The sequence below is a fragment of the Bacillus sp. FJAT-42376 genome, assembly GCF_003816055.1.
Lineage (GTDB): Bacteria > Bacillota > Bacilli > Bacillales > Bacillaceae > Metabacillus_B.
The window spans coordinates 342,115-360,652 of sequence record NZ_CP033906.1; the positions used below are offsets into that span (position 1 = coordinate 342,115).

Here is an 18,538-nt window from a genome sequence, read left to right on the forward strand (position 1 = left end):
GGATTATTGATATAATGGAGAATATGGCCTGATTTCAAACTACATAAATCTTTGAAATGATTTTCATATAAACGGAGATAGTTTTTTCTAACTCCCAAACTAAAGTTCTGGGGAGGTTTAAACATGGCTGAAGATAAAACACCTCAAGTGAAAGAAATAAATATTAGCCAGGAGATGCGTTCTTCTTTCCTGGATTATGCGATGAGTGTCATCGTATCACGTGCCCTTCCTGATGTCCGCGACGGATTGAAACCGGTGCACCGCAGAATTTTGTATGCGATGAATGATCTCGGCATGACGAGCGATAAGCCATTCAAAAAGTCTGCCCGTATCGTCGGTGAAGTAATCGGTAAGTATCACCCGCATGGTGATTCCGCTGTTTACGACACAATGGTCAGGATGGCGCAGGACTTCAACTTCCGGTACATGCTTGTTGACGGACACGGCAACTTCGGTTCAGTGGACGGCGATGCAGCTGCTGCGATGCGTTATACAGAAGCGCGCATGTCTAAAATTTCAATGGAAATCCTCCGGGATATTAATAAAGATACAATTGACTATCAAGATAACTACGATGGTTCCGAAAAAGAGCCAGTCGTTCTTCCTGCAAGATTCCCGAATCTCCTTGTGAACGGGGCAGCGGGAATTGCAGTCGGAATGGCGACCAATATTCCTCCTCATCAGCTGGGTGAGGTAATTGACGGGGTTCTTGCAGTCAGCAAAAATCCGGAAATCACGATCGCCGACCTAATGGAAATCATTCCTGGTCCGGACTTCCCGACTGCCGGCCAGATTCTTGGGCGAAGCGGGATCCGCAAAGCATACGAAACGGGCAGAGGCTCCATTATTGTCCGTGCGAAAGTTGAGATTGAAGAGAAGCCGTCCGGTAAACAGGTCATTCTTGTTCACGAGCTTCCTTATCAGGTCAATAAAGCAAGATTAATTGAAAAAATCGCTGACCTTGTCCGCGATAAAAAGATAGAAGGCATCTCTGATCTCCGTGATGAATCCGACCGGAACGGAATGAGGATTGTCATCGAAGTCCGGAAAGACGCCAATGCGAATGTTCTTTTAAATAATCTCTATAAACAGACGGCTCTGCAGACAAGCTTCGGGATCAATATGCTTGCTCTTGCAAACGGCCAGCCTCAGGTATTGAACCTTAAGCAGTTCCTGGAACACTATCTGGAGCATCAGAAGGTTGTCATTAAGCGCCGTACAGCATTCGAATTAAGGAAAGCTGAAGCACGCGCCCATATTTTAGAAGGTCTGCGTATTGCACTGGATCACTTGGATGCAGTCATTGCGCTGATCCGCGGATCACAGACAACGGACATTGCCCGCACAGGATTGATGGAGCAGTTTTCTCTCAGCGAAAAACAGGCTCAGGCTATCCTTGACATGCGTCTGCAGCGTCTGACTGGTCTGGAACGCGAAAAAATTGAAGAAGAATACCAGGGGCTTGTTCAGCTTATTGCCGAGCTGAAAGCCATCCTCGCTGATGAGGAAAAAGTTCTTGAAATCATCAGAGAAGAGCTGCTTGAAATAAAGGAGCGTTTCAATGATGTGCGCCGTACAGAAATTATTGCGGGAGGAGCAGAAGTATTTGAAGACGAAGATTTAATCCCAGTCGAAAATATTGTTCTGACGCTAACGCATAACGGATACATTAAACGTCTCCCTATCTCAACCTACCGCAGCCAGAAACGCGGAGGAAGAGGCATTCAGGGGATGGGAACGAATGAAGATGACTTTGTAGACCAGCTTCTGACAACGTCTACCCACGACACCATCCTTTACTTTACAAACAAAGGGAAAGTGTACCGTACAAAAGGATACGAGGTTCCTGAATACGGCCGCACGGCAAAAGGACTTCCGATCGTCAACCTCCTTGGAGTGGAACGCGATGAATGGGTAAAAGCCATCATTCCTGTTTCGGAATTCGTGGATGACTGGTATCTCTTCTTCACAACGAAAGAAGGAATCTCCAAAAGGACTCCGCTTTCCCAGTTTGCGAACATCCGTACCAACGGCTTAATCGCCCTTGGACTCCGCGAGGAAGATGAATTGATTTCTGTCCGGCTTACAGACGGCTCCAAGGACATCATCATCGGAACGAAAAACGGGATGATGATTCGCTTCCCTGAAACAGACGTGCGTCAAATGGGAAGAACCGCTACTGGAGTGAAGGGGATCAATTTGAGCAGCGGCGATGAAGTGGTCGGCATGGAAATTTTGGAAGAAAACACAGATATTCTGATTGTGACACGCAACGGATTTGGAAAAAGAACTCCTGCTGAGGAGTACCGAATTCAAAGCCGCGGCGGTAAAGGACTCAAAACGTGCAACATCACGGAGAAAAACGGTTCTGTCGTAGCCTTTAAAGCATCGTCAGGAGAAGAAGACCTGATGCTTATTACGGCAAACGGAGTTCTTATCAGAATGGATGTCAACGACATTTCCACGATGGGACGGAACACACAAGGTGTCCGCTTAATCAGACTCAATGAGAATCACCATGTTTCAACGGTTGCTCTTGTTGAAAAAGAGGAACCGGAAACAGAGGAACAAATGATTGAAGAGGGACAAAACGATCCTGAATCTTCTGCTGAATAAAAATAGCAAAAAAAGGGACAACCGTTAAAGGTTGTCCCTTTTTTTGCCGATAAAAAGAATATATAGGACAAATGACTCATTAAGACAGGGGGTGTTTCGAACGTGCGTACAGGATTAGAGCAAATTATCGAAGGCTGTATCCTGGCAGAGGATATAAAAGGGAAATCGAAAGAGCCATTAATGCGGAAAGAAACGGTTATGGATGAAGAGATGCTTGGTGTTCTCCGGGCTTTTCTTGTTAAAGAGGTTGACGTTCAGCCTTATTTAACGAATGGAGATGCATTTCAGCCGGGCTACCGCATTTCTTCTGAGGTAAATGAAAGCGTTCCAACGGATTTCTTTGCTGCCTTCAGGAAGAGTACGGAGCTTTTCCGCCGGAATTTTCATGCATGGCAATCAGGGGTGGCAATTGATATCCCGAAGGTTCGCGAAATTGTTTTGCCGCTCGCTGATTTATTTAAAGATGAGCCGAAGGAAATTCTGAAAATCCCGGTCTATTATTCAGGGGAAGAATACATTGTGCAGCACTGCCTTGCTGTCTCGATCATGAGCTATTACATGGCGAAAGAACTGAATTTTCCAAGCGGAGAAATGAATCAGATCGCCCTGGCTGGTGTTTTAAGCGATTGCGGCATGTCAAAAATTCAGTCATCTGTTCTTCTTAAAAAGCTGGCTCTTACGGATCGGGAATTCGCTGAAATTAAACAGCATTCCATTAGCAGCTACAAAATGATTAAAGACATCGCAACGATAAAAGAGGGAGTTAAAGTAGGCGTGCTTCAGCATCATGAAAGAATGGACGGGAGCGGGTATCCGCTGGGGGTAAAGGGGGACCAGCTTCATCCGTACGGGAAAATTGTAGCGCTTGCTGATACGTTCATGGCCATGATTTGCCCAAGGCCATACCGGGAAGGACTTTCACCCTTTAAAGTTTTTGAAGAAATCAAACATGATAGTTTTGGAAAATTTGATCTTACCGCTGTAAATGTCCTTTCAAAGCTGCTCGTCCGTATCCTTCACGGCTCCCGGGTAAGGATCTCGAACGGGGAAATAGGAGAAGTGATTTTCACAGATTCTCAAAAACCGGTCAGACCGATTGTCAGCCTGGAATCGGGAGAGATGATTCAGCTTGAAAGACGCATGGATCTTTATATAGTAGAAACTCTATAAAGAGCTGGTTTATGCCGGCTCTTTTCTGTTCATTTAGCGGATTTTCTAAATAAAACAAAAGATATTAAAAAAGTTTTAAAAAAACCTTGACCCAGTATTGCCTGCGGTGGTATATTAAGATAGTTCCTTCGGGAGCAACAAGAAAACACAGCAAAAAAGTTCTTTGAAAACTAAACAAATCGAAGTGCCAACGTTAATTCTAGAGCAACAAACAAGAGCTAGTCAAACTACTTTTTGGAGAGTTTGATCCTGGCTCAGGACGAACGCTGGCGGCGTGCCTAATACATGCAAGTCGAGCGGATCTCTTCGGAGATCAGCGGCGGACGGGTGAGTAACACGTGGGCAACCTGCCTGTAAGACTGGGATAACTCCGGGAAACCGGAGCTAATACCGGATAACCTTTCGAACCGCATGGTTCGGAATTGAAAGACGGTTATGCTGTCACTTACAGATGGGCCCGCGGCGCATTAGCTAGTTGGTGAGGTAATGGCTCACCAAGGCGACGATGCGTAGCCGACCTGAGAGGGTGATCGGCCACACTGGGACTGAGACACGGCCCAGACTCCTACGGGAGGCAGCAGTAGGGAATCTTCCGCAATGGACGAAAGTCTGACGGAGCAACGCCGCGTGAGTGATGAAGGTTTTCGGATCGTAAAGCTCTGTTGTTAGGGAAGAACAAGTGCGGGAGTCACTGCCCGCGCCTTGACGGTACCTAACCAGAAAGCCACGGCTAACTACGTGCCAGCAGCCGCGGTAATACGTAGGTGGCAAGCGTTGTCCGGAATTATTGGGCGTAAAGCGCGCGCAGGCGGTCTTTTAAGTCTGATGTGAAAGCCCCCGGCTCAACCGGGGAGGGTCATTGGAAACTGGAGGACTTGAGTGCAGAAGAGGAGAGTGGAATTCCACGTGTAGCGGTGAAATGCGTAGAGATGTGGAGGAACACCAGTGGCGAAGGCGACTCTCTGGTCTGTAACTGACGCTGAGGCGCGAAAGCGTGGGGAGCGAACAGGATTAGATACCCTGGTAGTCCACGCCGTAAACGATGAGTGCTAAGTGTTAGAGGGTTTCCGCCCTTTAGTGCTGCAGCTAACGCATTAAGCACTCCGCCTGGGGAGTACGGTCGCAAGACTGAAACTCAAAGGAATTGACGGGGGCCCGCACAAGCGGTGGAGCATGTGGTTTAATTCGAAGCAACGCGAAGAACCTTACCAGGTCTTGACATCCTCTGCCACTTCTAGAGATAGAAGGTTCCCCTTCGGGGGACAGAGTGACAGGTGGTGCATGGTTGTCGTCAGCTCGTGTCGTGAGATGTTGGGTTAAGTCCCGCAACGAGCGCAACCCTTGATCTTAGTTGCCAGCATTCAGTTGGGCACTCTAAGGTGACTGCCGGTGACAAACCGGAGGAAGGTGGGGATGACGTCAAATCATCATGCCCCTTATGACCTGGGCTACACACGTGCTACAATGGATGGTACAAAGGGCAGCGAAACCGCGAGGTTCAGCGAATCCCATAAAACCATTCTCAGTTCGGATTGCAGGCTGCAACTCGCCTGCATGAAGCCGGAATCGCTAGTAATCGCGGATCAGCATGCCGCGGTGAATACGTTCCCGGGCCTTGTACACACCGCCCGTCACACCACGAGAGTTTGCAACACCCGAAGTCGGTGGGGTAACCCGTAAGGGAGCCAGCCGCCTAAGGTGGGGCAGATGATTGGGGTGAAGTCGTAACAAGGTAGCCGTATCGGAAGGTGCGGCTGGATCACCTCCTTTCTAAGGAAGAATTATCAGCACCCATGCGGTGCAGCGATTAACGGACGCACTTCGAATTTGTTTAGTTTTGAGAGATCATTCTCTCTTAACTTGTTCTTTGAAAACTAGATAACGATATGAATGTCAAACATTCACACGAGTAAGAAAGAACCTTACGATTTTCTTCTGCGTCTATCGCAGAATGAAATGAAAAGTCTGAAGACATCTGTTTTCAGCTTCTAACGAAGATAACTCCGTTATCAGGTTAAGTTAGAAAGGGCGCACGGTGGATGCCTTGGCACTAGGAGCCGATGAAGGACGGTACGAACACCGATATGCTTCGGGGAGCTGTAAGTAAGCGTTGATCCGGAGATTTCCGAATGGGGAAACCCGCTGCTCGTAATGGAGCAGCATCCTGACTTGAATACATAGAGTCTGGAAGGCATACCCGGGGAACTGAAACATCTAAGTACCCGGAGGAAGAGAAAGCAAATGCGATTCCCTGAGTAGCGGCGAGCGAAACGGGATCAGCCCAAACCAGAAGGCTTGCCTTCTGGGGTTGTAGGACACTCAACACGGAGTTACAAAGGAACGGGGTAGGCGAAGCGGTCTGGAAAGGCCCGCCAGAGAAGGTAACAGCCCTGTAATCGAAACTTCGTTCCCTCCTGAGTGGATCCTGAGTACGGCGGGACACGAGAAATCCCGTCGGAATCCGGGAGGACCATCTCCCAAGGCTAAATACTCCCTAGTGACCGATAGTGAACCAGTACCGTGAGGGAAAGGTGAAAAGCACCCCGGAAGGGGAGTGAAACAGATCCTGAAACCGTGTGCCTACAAGTAGTCAGAGCCCGTTAACGGGTGATGGCGTGCCTTTTGTAGAATGAACCGGCGAGTTACGATTACGTGCAAGGTTAAGTTGAAGAGACGGAGCCGCAGCGAAAGCGAGTCTGAATAGGGCGAATGAGTACGTGGTCGTAGACCCGAAACCAGGTGATCTACCCATGTCCAGGGTGAAGTTCAGGTAACACTGAATGGAGGCCCGAACCCACGCACGTTGAAAAGTGCGGGGATGAGGTGTGGGTAGCGGAGAAATTCCAATCGAACCTGGAGATAGCTGGTTCTCTCCGAAATAGCTTTAGGGCTAGCCTCATAGCAAGAGTCTTGGAGGTAGAGCACTGATTGGACTAGGGGCCCTCATCGGGTTACCGAATTCAGTCAAACTCCGAATGCCAAAGACTTATCTATGGGAGTCAGACTGCGAGTGATAAGATCCGTAGTCAAAAGGGAAACAGCCCAGACCACCAGCTAAGGTCCCCAAGTATCCGTTAAGTGGAAAAGGATGTGGGGTTGCTTAGACAACCAGGATGTTGGCTTAGAAGCAGCCACCATTTAAAGAGTGCGTAATAGCTCACTGGTCGAGTGACCCTGCGCCGAAAATGTACCGGGGCTAAACGGATCACCGAAGCTGTGGACTGTTCTTTCAGAACAGTGGTAGGAGAGCGTTCTAAGGGCTGTGAAGCCAGACCGGAAGGACTGGTGGAGCGCTTAGAAGTGAGAATGCCGGTATGAGTAGCGAAAGAGGGGTGAGAATCCCCTCCACCGAATGCCTAAGGTTTCCTGAGGAAGGCTCGTCCGCTCAGGGTTAGTCGGGACCTAAGCCGAGGCCGAAAGGCGTAGGCGATGGACAACAGGTTGAGATTCCTGTACCACCTCTTTTCCGTTTGAGCAATGGAGGGACGCAGGAGGATAGGGTAAGCGCGCTGTTGGATATGCGCGTCCAAGCAGGTAGGCTCAAGGGATAGGCAAATCCGTCCCTTGGTTAAGGCTGAGCTGTGATGGCGAGGGAAATGAAGTACCGAAGTTCCTGATTCCACACTGCCTAGAAAAGCTTCTAGCGAGGAAAATGGTGCCCGTACCGCAAACCGACACAGGTAGGCGAGGAGAGAATCCTAAGGTGATCGAGAGAACTCTCGTTAAGGAACTCGGCAAAATGACCCCGTAACTTCGGGAGAAGGGGTGCTCTTTAGGGTGAATAGCCTTGAAGAGCCGCAGTGAATAGGCCCAGGCGACTGTTTAGCAAAAACACAGGTCTCTGCGAAGCCGCAAGGCGAAGTATAGGGGCTGACGCCTGCCCGGTGCTGGAAGGTTAAGAGGAGAGGTTAGCGCAAGCGAAGCTTTGAATTGAAGCCCCAGTAAACGGCGGCCGTAACTATAACGGTCCTAAGGTAGCGAAATTCCTTGTCGGGTAAGTTCCGACCCGCACGAAAGGCGTAACGATCTGGGCACTGTCTCAACGAGAGACTCGGTGAAATTATAGTACCTGTGAAGATGCAGGTTACCCGCGACAGGACGGAAAGACCCCGTGGAGCTTTACTGCAGCCTGATATTGAATTTTGGCACAGCTTGTACAGGATAGGTAGGAGCCTTGGAAACCGGAGCGCCAGCTTCGGTGGAGGCATCGGTGGGATACTACCCTGGCTGTGTTGAACTTCTAACCCGCGGCCCTGATCGGGCCGGGAGACAGTGTCAGGCGGGCAGTTTGACTGGGGCGGTCGCCTCCTAAAATGTAACGGAGGCGCCCAAAGGTTCCCTCAGAATGGTTGGAAATCATTCGCAGAGTGTAAAGGCACAAGGGAGCTTGACTGCGAGACCTACAAGTCGAGCAGGGACGAAAGTCGGGCTTAGTGATCCGGTGGTTCCGCATGGAAGGGCCATCGCTCAACGGATAAAAGCTACCCCGGGGATAACAGGCTTATCTCCCCCAAGAGTCCACATCGACGGGGAGGTTTGGCACCTCGATGTCGGCTCATCGCATCCTGGGGCTGTAGTCGGTCCCAAGGGTTGGGCTGTTCGCCCATTAAAGCGGTACGCGAGCTGGGTTCAGAACGTCGTGAGACAGTTCGGTCCCTATCCGTCGCGGGCGCAGGAAATTTGAGAGGAGCTGTCCTTAGTACGAGAGGACCGGGATGGACGCACCGCTGGTGTACCAGTTGTCTTGCCAAAGGCATCGCTGGGTAGCTATGTGCGGACGGGATAAGTGCTGAAAGCATCTAAGCATGAAGCCCCCCTCAAGATGAGATTTCCCATCATTTGAGTAAGACCCCTGAAAGATGATCAGGTTGATAGGTTCGAGGTGGAAGCGTGGCGACACGTGCAGCTGACGAATACTAATCGGTCGAGGACTTAACCTTTATTCAAGTAAGGCTTCCCTACTCGTGAAGCACATCGTTATCTAGTTTTGAAAGAGCAATCTTTCAACTTTATATCTGGTAATTATGGCAAAGAGGTCACACCCGTTCCCATACCGAACACGGAAGTTAAGCTCTTTAGCGCCGATGGTAGTTGGGGGTTTCCCCCTGTGAGAGTAGGACATTGCCAGGTACAAGAAAAAAAGGCTTGCCCCCTGGGGCGGGCCTTTTTTGTGTTTCGGTGCGGAAAACGGATGGAGGGGGAAGTGGATACTCGATCCCGGTTGGTCATTGTGGGCTTTTTAAAGGATACCCCTGGGATAGGAGAAGTAGGCGAATACTCGATCCGGTTAGACAGTGATCCAGCTGCTGATCATGTCGATTTTTAGGGTTTCGATAATAAATGGGGCATTTTCGAGAATATATGAAGATTTTCGATAATAAAACGGCCTGTTTCGATAATAAATCCCCTGCGAATGGAATAACTGTTTACTCAACTGGTAGCTCGATGCGTCGAATCCTCCCGAAAAATCGATATCAGTCTCCTTTTCGTCGATATCTCTCAGGCCCCCTAACTAGTTTGGACACCTCCACTCATTCTAAATATAATGAGGGCAGAGGAGATGAGGCCAAGATGAAGAGAAAGAATGGTCCGATTGAGGACGTAAAGAAGAAATATGTCAGAATGGCATTAGAGTCCGGCAATACGGCTTTCCTAGCCAGGAAATTATCAGTAGCTCCTTCTACTCTGTCTGGGTGGGTGCGCCAGTATCGGGATGAAGTCGAATTAGAGATGAAAATGGAGGGTGTCTCTCCCCTTTCTGAAAACTCTGGTACGGATGAGATCCAGAAAAAATATGATCAAGCCATGAAACTGTTAGGGGAAAAAGAGCTGGAAGTTGAAATGCTTCGAGAAATGATAAAAAAAAAATCGAAACGCTAACCGATAAAGTCGAATTCGCAAAAGAATGGGTAGAAGCCGGGTTTGCGGTCACTCGGGTAATCAACATTGTGGGAATATCTAAGTCCACTTACTATTATCAACAGGCCAATCCCATTCCGGCGAAAAGGGTAGCTGGCGGAAGGCCTATCCCCGGTTTTTCCTTAGACTCAAAAGGAAAACGTGTATCTGACGAGCAAATCAAAGCGTACCTGGTCAAGCTGATCGGTGGTATGGAGGCGGTCTATGGGTATCGGAAACTGACAAGCTGCCTAAAACGGAAGCACCATCTGACCATCAGTAAAAAGAAGGTGTACCGTCTGTGCAAGGAAATGGGGATCCTGTTCCCTTTAAAAATTCGAAACAATAAGTACCCCAGAAAGATTGCCAGGAATCGAATCGTCACAGGTCCAAATCAAATGTGGCAGATTGACATCAAATATGGATACATCCCAGGCATAGAGCGTTTTTTCTACCTGGCAAGCGCGATAGACGTGTACGATCGGAAGATTGTCGGCTTTTATTTAGGGAGAACATGTGGCGGGAAAGATATCACAAAAATGCTTAAGACGGCTCTGAGAGCCCGTAAAATAGAAAATTCCGGCGAAGAGAAGCTGGTGCTTAGAACCGATAATGGACCCCAGTTTATCGGGATCCAATTTCAAGAGTTCTGCCTGGAAAACAAAGAAAGGCTGGAGCATGAACGAATTCCTCCAAAGTCACCTAATTTGAATGCTTATATCGAGTCCTTTCATAGCGTCCTCGAACGAGAGTGTTACCAGCGGCACGAATTCCAGACATTCGAAGAGGCCAATGAAGTCGTGAAGGAATACATTCAGTTTTACAATAACAAAAGACTGCATGGAAGCCTTGAGGACTGGCCTCCAGCTGTCTATTTTCAGAAACATAAAAAGGGTGAAGTAAAACCTAGAAAGATCGCTCTTTGAAAAACGGAGAAAACATTAGAATTCGGAAGAGCGTGTCCAAAATTAGGGGGCTCAACCGATATAATTTAAAAATCGCCCATATAATCAAAAAAACGTCGATATATCCAAAAAAACGTCGATAAATCGAAATAATCGACGATATCTCAAAAAATAGCCGATATCCTTCCTTTTTCGACCGAGATAACCCTTCCAAAACCAGCTGCTGTCCTCCCAATTGCAGCCGATAAACCTTATCTATCCCAAGTTCTATTAAATCGATGGCGGTATAATCACGATTCTCGTTAAGGTACCTTAAAAAATCATCCCATACTCGTCAAGCAGCCGAAATATTGCCTCATGGACAATCCTCCGTTACATGCGCTCGCTCAAAAACATCCAAATCAGCTCAGGAATTTTCCGGGAGGAAATCTCCATAAACGTACTGATATAGATGTAGTCATTTGAGGACCGGCTTTGAATCAGGTCGTACCACCATTCCGTTTCATACCTTGAGATCATGCTCAGATTGTATAGCAGCAAATAATGAGTGAGAAGCTCAGGCATGATAAAGAGCTGTTCTTTTTCAGCCGGGAGGAAATATTCTTTTTTTTCAAGGCTGTAAGAAAGAAGGGCAGTTGAAAAAGGAGAGAGGTTCTCCTGTTTCATGAGCTTTGTCTCTCCAGGTGAGCATACAGCTTTCATCCCTGTCAGGTGTTCAATCGTTTCACCCAGTCTTCTATCGGTGATGTGATAGGCCACTGCTGCTTCGGAAGGGAGGAAGAGAGACTCCTCATCTTCCTGAAGGGAAAACAGTGATTTCCCGTTTCGAAGCATGTTAAAGCAATTCCCCATTTCGGGGATCCTGCGCAAAAGCATTTCCATGGTATAGCGCTCTTTATCCAATTCTTTGAGCTTAAATAAAGTTTGGGCGGCATGGTGAAATAATCCGTTTTTTTGAAGACGCACTTCATCCTTCAGAAACAGGTAATCCTGCTTTTTCTTTTTACGGGTGGTGACGCCGTGGGCAAGGACGGAAGTGGTTTCCGGATAACCGGGGTCTTCCGTAAGAATGCTTGCTTTCACCAGCTGGGTAAGGCCGTAGAAGAAAAGGACTGGTTTTATGGCAAGAGGCGCTTCGCCGGCTTGTTTATAAAAGCTTTCAGCATGCAAGAGATAATACATAAAGGAGCAGGAGTTGCGGTAAGACATTTCGGATGCAAGAGATCCAAAGCGTTTTTTATAAATTTTTTCCAATACTTTTTGCGTGCTTTCGGTAGAATGCAGGTATATGTAGGGCTGCCACGTTTCAGAATGGGTCATTGTACGCTTCTCCTGTTTTCTTAATATTTAAACTCTTCTCTGTCTCCTTGACAGTATCTAGAACCTATTGATAATCTACTAATAATATTTTGCGGAATCGAGGGGATTGATAAAATGTGGAATGATAAGTTTGCTAAAGAAGGTTTGACGTTTGACGATGTTCTTTTGGTGCCGGCTAAGTCGGAGGTCCTGCCAAGAGATGTAGACCTTAAGGTTGAATTAACCCCCACCCTTAAATTAAATCTCCCTATTATCAGCGCCGGTATGGATACCGTTACAGAAGCCGAAATGGCGATTGCAATGGCCCGTCAAGGCGGACTTGGAATCATTCATAAGAACATGTCCATTGAGCAGCAGGCAGAACATGTTGATAAAGTAAAGCGGTCCGAACGCGGAGTCATTACCGATCCATTTTTCCTTACACCGGATCATCAGGTATTTGATGCCGAGCATTTAATGGGAAAATACCGTATTTCCGGGGTACCGGTTGTAAACTCAATGGAGGAGCAAAAACTCGTCGGCATCATCACGAACCGCGATTTGCGCTTTATCCAGGATTATTCCATTAAAATTTCAGATGTCATGACAAAGGAACAGCTCGTTACCGCTCCAGTAGGTACAACACTTCAGGAAGCGGAAAGCATTCTGCAGAAATACAAAATTGAAAAGCTTCCTCTTGTCGATGATAATGGCGTGCTGAAAGGCCTTATTACCATCAAAGATATTGAAAAAGTGATTGAATTCCCAAATTCAGCAAAGGATGTCCATGGACGTCTTCTCGTTGGCGGAGCAGTCGGTGTTACAGCGGATACAATGCTCCGGGTTGAAAAACTGGTTGAAGCAGGTGTTGATGTTATTGTGCTCGATACCGCTCACGGTCATTCAAAAGGCGTGCTTGATTCCGTAAGAAAAATCAGACGAGCATACCCTGACTTGAATATTATCGCCGGCAACGTGGCTACACCGGAAGCAACCCGGGATTTGATTGACGCAGGAGCAAATGTGGTGAAAGTCGGAATCGGACCCGGCTCGATCTGTACGACCCGTGTGGTAGCAGGTGTCGGTGTTCCTCAAATCACTGCGATTTACGATTGTGCGACTGAGGCACGCAATCATGGTGCATCCATTATTGCTGACGGCGGCATCAAGTACTCCGGTGATATCGTAAAAGCACTCGCGGCAGGCGGCCACGCTGTGATGCTCGGCAGTTTGCTTGCGGGTACTTCTGAAAGCCCCGGGGAAACAGAAATTTATCAGGGAAGACGGTTCAAAGTTTACAGAGGAATGGGTTCGGTCGGGGCAATGGAAAAAGGCAGCAAAGACCGCTATTTCCAAGAGGACAATAAGAAATTCGTTCCAGAAGGAATTGAAGGAAGAATTGCTTATAAAGGTCCATTGGCTGATACCGTTTATCAGCTTACCGGAGGACTTCGTTCAGGAATGGGCTATTGCGGAACAAAGGATTTGCATGAGCTGCGCGAGAATTCCAAGTTTATCCGCATGACAGGGGCAGGACTTATTGAAAGCCATCCGCATGATGTCAACATCACAAAAGAGTCTCCCAACTATTCAAGATAAAAGTGAAAGAAAAACAAACATTTAGGCAGAGACTTTTTCTCTGTCTATTTTTTTTACCTTCCCTATGATAGAATTAAATTTGTGTTTCTTTTAAATTAAAAAAATAATTTGCAGTCCCGCCCTATCGGGACAAGCTGCTGCGTATAGTATAGAGTCCCCGAAATCCCTATTTTTCTCCAGTCAAAACGATTACATAGATTAGAAAATTAGCATGGAGGTAATCAAACAGCATGAATCCAAAACGTATTCTGGCAGCATTCATGGCTGCAGCATTATTCATCACGGCTCTTGCTCCTTTAAAGCAGGCTTCGGCTGCAGCTGACCCAATCAGCATTAGTGCAAAAGCATCAATCTTAGTGGAAGCTTCATCCGGAAAGATTCTTTATGGAAACAATATCGACCAGGCCCTTCCGATTGCCAGTATGGCAAAGATGATGACAGAATATCTGGTTCTGGAAGCCATTAAAGAAGGAAAAGTCACTTGGGATCAAACGTATACACCTAACGATTATACGTACAACATTTCCCAGCGCCGTGACCTTTCGAACGTTCCTTTTAGAAAAGACGGCAGTTATACAGTGAAAGAGCTTTATGATGCGATGGCTATTTATTCAGCCAACAGTGCGGCGATCGCTTCTGCAGAAATCGTGGCAGGCTCTGAGTCAAATTTCGTGAAAATGATGAATGCGAAAGCAAAAGAACTTGGCATGACGGATTATCATTTCGTCAATGCAACAGGACTTGAAAATAAAGACCTTCAGGGAAATTTCCCGGAAGGAACGACGGAAGATGAGCAAAGTGAAGTGTCGGCACGCGATATGGCGAAACTTGCGGCACGTCTCATTCAGGATTTTCCTGAGGCTTTAGAAATATCCAGCATTCCCAGAAAGACCTTCAAAGAAGGAACGGAAATGCCGAACTACAACTGGATGCTTAAGGGCTTAATTTACGAGTACGAAGGAGTAGACGGCCTTAAAACCGGTTCTACCGACTCTGCCGGTTCTTCCTTTACAGCAACAGCTAAGAAAAATGGGATGCGTGTCATTACAGTTGTTCTTGATGCGACAGATGGAACAGGCGATTTAAAATCTCCTCGTTTTAAAGAAACGAAGAAAATGCTTGATTACGCCTTTAACAACTATTCGGTAGAAGAACTGTATCCTGCAGGCTATCAAATTAAAGGCAAATCTTCTATCCCTGTTGTAAGCGGAAAAGAAAAAGAAGTTCAGATTCAAACCGATCAGCCTTTGACGGTCGCTATGAAAAATGGGGATAAAGAAAACTTCAAGGCAAAATATGTGATTGATAAAAAGAAATTGAATGAAAATGGGGAACTGGCTGCCCCTTTTAAAGCAAAAGAGTCTGTCGGAAAAATGGTGGTAGACTATAAAGGCAGCGAGAAAGATTATGGTTTCCTGACTGGTGAAACAGGCGGGGAAGTCAACGTTGTCACAAAAGAAGGCGTAGAGAAAGCGAATTGGTTTGTTCTTTCCATGAGAGGCATCGGCGGTTTTTTTGCCGGTCTTTGGGATAGTGTTGTTCAAACTGTATCCGGCTGGTTCTCTTAATACATGAAAAGACACCTCTTGCAGGTGTCTTTTTTTACCACCTGAACTTTTAGAATATTGAATATCCAGTATAGGATTATTGGGAGATATGAGATAGAATAGAGAATATGATTTCATAAATAACAATGTTGAGTATAGAGGGGGATTTACAATGAATACAGGTACAGATCGTGTAAAACGCGGCATGGCAGAAATGCAAAAAGGCGGCGTTATCATGGACGTTGTGAATGCAGAGCAGGCGAAAATCGCAGAGGAAGCGGGCGCTGTAGCCGTTATGGCTCTTGAGCGTGTTCCTGCTGATATCCGTGCGGCAGGCGGAGTTGCGAGAATGGCGGATCCGACAATTGTCGAGGACGTCATGAAGGCCGTTTCGATTCCTGTTATGGCAAAAGCGAGAATCGGCCATATCGTAGAAGCGCGTGTGCTGGAAGCGATGGGCGTGGATTATATAGATGAGAGTGAAGTTCTGACTCCTGCGGATGAAGAATACCACTTGAACAAGCGTGATTACACGGTTCCTTTCGTCTGCGGCTGCCGCGATTTAGGTGAAGCTGCACGCCGTATTGGAGAAGGTGCCTCTATGCTTCGCACAAAAGGCGAGCCAGGTACAGGAAACATTGTGGAAGCGGTAAGACATATGCGGAAGGTCAATGCCCAAATCCGCAAAGTGGCCGGCATGAATGAAGATGAGTTAATGACAGAAGCTAAACTATTAGGTGCTCCATATGAACTTCTTCTTCAAATTAAGCGCGAAGGCCGTCTGCCGGTTGTGAACTTTGCTGCCGGCGGGATTGCGACCCCTGCAGATGCAGCGCTTATGATGCAGCTTGGCTCTGACGGTGTATTTGTCGGATCCGGAATTTTCAAATCCGAAAATCCGGCTAAATTTGCACGGGCCATTGTAGAAGCAACAACCCACTATGAAGATTATGCCCTGATCGCTGAGCTGTCCAAAGGTCTTGGAACAGCGATGAAAGGCATTGAAATTTCAACACTTCTGCCTGAAAACCGTATGCAGGAGCGCGGCTGGTAAAAAGGAGTTTTGCAGATGTATACAATTGGAGTATTAGCGCTTCAAGGGGCGTTCCGGGAGCACATCCGGTCGATTGAAGCCATTGGTGCACAGGCTGTAACGGTAAAGCGTCCTGAACAGCTGAACGAGATCGACGGGCTGATCCTGCCAGGCGGTGAAAGTACGGCCATCCGCCGGCTCATTGATAAATATGAATTTATGGAGCCGCTGAGAAAGTTCGCAGCTAGCCGAAAGCCGATCTTTGGAACATGTGCGGGTCTGATTATCCTTGCTTCCGACATTGTCGGCTATGAAGAAGGACATTTGGGTGTTATGGATATTAAGGTGGAACGAAATTCGTTTGGCCGTCAGCGTGAAAGCTTCGAAGCCGACCTGACGATTACCGGTGTAGGCGAACATTTCACCGGGGTGTTTATCCGTGCTCCTCATATCGTGGAGGCAGGGGAGAACGTCGAAGTCCTTTCCACACACAACGGACGGATTGTGGCAGCGAAGCAGGACCATCTGCTCGGGTGCTCGTTCCATCCTGAATTAACCGATGACCACCGGATGACAGAGCTTTTCCTGGAGATGGTGAAAGGGTCAAAAGAAAAAGCTCCTGCATAAAAAGGTTGAAACTGGTTCAGACTTGTAGTAAATTATGAACTATCAAAGAAATCGCTAAAACATTGACAGGAAGCAGTAGCAGATGTTCCTTCTGAAGAGAGCCGGTGGGTGGTGCGAACCGGTGCTGGAAGTTTGTGAATCCGTCCTCGAGTGAAGCATTGAAATGCTTCCGGTCATGGCCGTTATCATGCAGAGCTGGAAGACTTCGGTCTTCAATTAGGGTGGCATCGCGGGTTAACTCTCGTCCCTTCATTAGGGGACGGGAGTTTTTTATTTTGTTTGAAGAAAAGGAGAGATTGCTGTGCTGGATATTAAGTATTTGCGTCAAAATTTTGAAGAAGTTAAACAAAAACTGTCTTTTCGCGGAGAGGATTTAACGGATTTCGGGAAATTTGAAGAGCTTGATTCTAAAAGACGGGAACTGATTGCGGCAACTGAAGAGCTGAAAAGCAAACGGAATGAAGTATCCGGTCAAATTGCTGCCCTTAAAAAAGAGAAAAAAGATGCGGATGACATGATTAAAGAAATGCGCCAGGTGGGTGACCGGATCAAAGAAATCGATGACGAGCTCCGCGAAGTAGAAGAAGCTCTTGAAAAACTGCTTCTTTCTATTCCGAACATTCCTCATGAAAGTGTTCCTCAAGGGGATTCCGAGGATGATAATATTGAAATCCGCAAATGGGGCGAGATCCGTGAGTTTGATTTTGAAGCGAAAGCTCATTGGGACGTAGCCGATCATTTAGACATTCTTGATTTCGAGAGAGCGGCAAAAGTAACTGGAAGCCGTTTCGTTTTCTACAAAGGACTGGGTGCCCGCCTGGAGCGTGCATTGCTGAACTTCATGATGGATCTTCATACGGATGAACACGGCTATACGGAGGTGCTCCCTCCATACATGGTAAACCGTGCGAGCATGACGGGTACGGGTCAGCTGCCAAAGTTTGAAGAAGATGCGTTTAAAATCAGAGAAGAGGATTACTTCCTCATTCCAACAGCAGAAGTGCCGGTGACGAACATGCACCGTGATGAAATCCTTGAAGCATCTCAGCTTCCGATCAGCTACACAGCGTTCAGCGCATGCTTCCGTTCAGAAGCCGGTTCTGCGGGACGGGATACACGCGGTTTGATCCGTCAGCACCAGTTCAATAAAGTAGAGCTTGTGAAGTTTGTTAAGCCGGAAGACTCTTATCAGGAGCTTGAAAATCTGACTGGACATGCTGAAAAAGTGCTTCAGCTTCTCAACCTTCCATATCGCGTCATGAGCATGTGTACAGCTGACCTTGGGTTTACGGCTGCGAAGAAATATGATTTGGAGGTCTGGATTCCAAGCTACGGTTCTTACCGCGAGATTTCTTCTTGCAGCAACTTTGAATCTTTCCAGGCGCGCCGTGCAAACATTCGTTTCCGTCCTGAACCGAAGGCGAAGCCGGAGCCGATTCACACACTGAATGGATCAGGATTGGCGCTTGGACGTACTGTGGCAGCAATATTGGAAAACTATCAGCAGGAAGATGGTACGGTCATTATTCCTGAAGTGCTCCGTCCTTATATGGGAAATAAAGAAGTCATCCAGCCAGCTCAATAATATCATTTATTTTTTGAAACAGTGTTGACAGGGATGTTTATATCTGATATATTTATTCTTGTCGACACGGAGGAATACCCAAGTCCGGCTGAAGGGATCGGTCTTGAAAACCGACAGGAGGGTCAAACCTCGCGGGGGTTCGAATCCCCCTTCCTCCTCCATAATGATTATTATGTTACGCGCATAAATTGGAGATTGGTTCGTTACATGGTTCATGTAACGAATTTTTTTTATGTCTATAATAGAAAAGGATGCCCGC

At 47.2% G+C, this 18,538-nt stretch carries 10 protein-coding genes, 1 tRNA gene, 3 rRNA genes and 1 other annotated feature; of the genes, 13 read left to right on the plus strand and 1 reads right to left on the minus strand.

Annotated features, from left to right (window positions below):
• Positions 1-123 precede the first annotated feature (123 nt).
• The 7 genes from gyrA to CEF21_RS01645 all read left to right on the plus strand — a co-directional run bounded on the left by gyrA (position 124) and on the right by CEF21_RS01645 (position 10,610).
• On the plus strand, positions 124-2,616 hold the full coding sequence (gyrA, locus tag CEF21_RS01615; protein WP_123913120.1) for a DNA gyrase subunit A: 2,493 nt from the start codon (positions 124-126) through the stop codon (positions 2,614-2,616).
• Between the two features lie 102 nt (positions 2,617-2,718).
• On the plus strand, positions 2,719-3,786 hold the full coding sequence (locus CEF21_RS01620) for an HD-GYP domain-containing protein (RefSeq protein ID WP_123913121.1): 1,068 nt from the start codon (positions 2,719-2,721) through the stop codon (positions 3,784-3,786).
• Between the two features lie 231 nt (positions 3,787-4,017).
• A 16S ribosomal RNA gene (locus CEF21_RS01625) occupies positions 4,018-5,556 on the plus strand.
• A gap of 242 nt (positions 5,557-5,798) precedes the next feature.
• Positions 5,799-8,726, plus strand: a 23S ribosomal RNA gene (locus tag CEF21_RS01630).
• 74 nt (positions 8,727-8,800) lie between these two features.
• A 5S ribosomal RNA gene (gene rrf / locus CEF21_RS01635) occupies positions 8,801-8,916 on the plus strand.
• Together the 16S, 23S and 5S rRNA genes form the textbook arrangement of a ribosomal RNA operon.
• Before the next feature lie 441 nt (positions 8,917-9,357).
• Entirely contained in the window at positions 9,358-9,666 is a 309-nt protein-coding gene (locus CEF21_RS21170; RefSeq protein ID WP_123913424.1) for a transposase, read from the plus strand.
• A complete protein-coding gene (locus CEF21_RS01645) occupies positions 9,654-10,610 on the plus strand; it encodes an IS3 family transposase (RefSeq protein WP_123913123.1) in 957 nt (318 codons plus the stop codon). The genes CEF21_RS21170 and CEF21_RS01645 overlap by 13 nt, the downstream gene beginning before the upstream one ends.
• Positions 10,611-10,961: 351 nt before the next feature.
• Here the strand turns inward: CEF21_RS01645 and CEF21_RS01650 are convergent, their stop codons facing one another.
• The gene (locus CEF21_RS01650) at positions 10,962-11,909 is read right to left on the minus strand and encodes a YaaC family protein (protein ID WP_123913124.1); all 948 of its coding nucleotides are present in this window, start codon (positions 11,907-11,909) and stop codon (positions 10,962-10,964) included.
• Between the two features lie 114 nt (positions 11,910-12,023).
• Between CEF21_RS01650 and guaB the strand changes: the two genes are divergently transcribed.
• The 6 genes from guaB (at position 12,024) to CEF21_RS01680 (ending at position 18,440) form a co-directional block, all read left to right on the plus strand.
• Positions 12,024-13,487: an IMP dehydrogenase gene (gene guaB, locus CEF21_RS01655; protein ID WP_123913125.1), complete on the plus strand. Its 1,464-nt coding sequence runs from the start codon at positions 12,024-12,026 to the stop codon at positions 13,485-13,487.
• A gap of 230 nt (positions 13,488-13,717) precedes the next feature.
• Positions 13,718-15,055 carry a D-alanyl-D-alanine carboxypeptidase family protein gene (locus tag CEF21_RS01660; RefSeq protein WP_123913126.1) on the plus strand — a complete coding sequence of 446 codons (1,338 nt, stop codon included), beginning with the start codon at positions 13,718-13,720 and terminating at the stop codon, positions 15,053-15,055.
• A 151-nt stretch (positions 15,056-15,206) separates the two neighbouring features.
• Positions 15,207-16,088, plus strand: coding sequence for a pyridoxal 5'-phosphate synthase lyase subunit PdxS (gene pdxS, locus CEF21_RS01665; RefSeq protein WP_123913127.1), 882 nt, complete (start codon positions 15,207-15,209; stop codon positions 16,086-16,088).
• 15 nt (positions 16,089-16,103) lie between these two features.
• On the plus strand, positions 16,104-16,694 hold the full coding sequence (pdxT, locus tag CEF21_RS01670; RefSeq protein WP_123913128.1) for a pyridoxal 5'-phosphate synthase glutaminase subunit PdxT: 591 nt from the start codon (positions 16,104-16,106) through the stop codon (positions 16,692-16,694).
• Positions 16,695-16,747: 53 nt separating this feature from the next.
• Positions 16,748-16,946, plus strand: a binding site (T-box leader).
• Between the two features lie 49 nt (positions 16,947-16,995).
• Positions 16,996-18,279 carry a serine--tRNA ligase gene (serS, locus tag CEF21_RS01675; protein WP_123913129.1) on the plus strand — a complete coding sequence of 428 codons (1,284 nt, stop codon included), beginning with the start codon at positions 16,996-16,998 and terminating at the stop codon, positions 18,277-18,279.
• Positions 18,280-18,347: 68 nt separating this feature from the next.
• Positions 18,348-18,440: transfer RNA gene (locus CEF21_RS01680), tRNA-Ser, on the plus strand.
• Positions 18,441-18,538: the final 98 nt, after the last annotated feature.

Excerpts from the sequence above, each read along its gene's own strand:
- gyrA (WP_123913120.1), top strand. The coding sequence starts at position 124 with ATGGCTGAAGATAAAACACCTCAAGTGAAAGAAATAAATATTAGCCAG.
- CEF21_RS21170 (WP_123913424.1), top strand. The coding sequence starts at position 9,358 with ATGAAGAGAAAGAATGGTCCGATTGAGGACGTAAAGAAGAAATATGTC.
- CEF21_RS01650 (WP_123913124.1), bottom strand. The coding sequence starts at position 11,909 with ATGACCCATTCTGAAACGTGGCAGCCCTACATATACCTGCATTCTACC.
- guaB (WP_123913125.1), top strand. The coding sequence starts at position 12,024 with ATGTGGAATGATAAGTTTGCTAAAGAAGGTTTGACGTTTGACGATGTT.
- CEF21_RS01660 (WP_123913126.1), top strand. The coding sequence starts at position 13,718 with ATGAATCCAAAACGTATTCTGGCAGCATTCATGGCTGCAGCATTATTC.
- pdxS (WP_123913127.1), top strand. The coding sequence starts at position 15,207 with ATGAATACAGGTACAGATCGTGTAAAACGCGGCATGGCAGAAATGCAA.
- pdxT (WP_123913128.1), top strand. The coding sequence starts at position 16,104 with ATGTATACAATTGGAGTATTAGCGCTTCAAGGGGCGTTCCGGGAGCAC.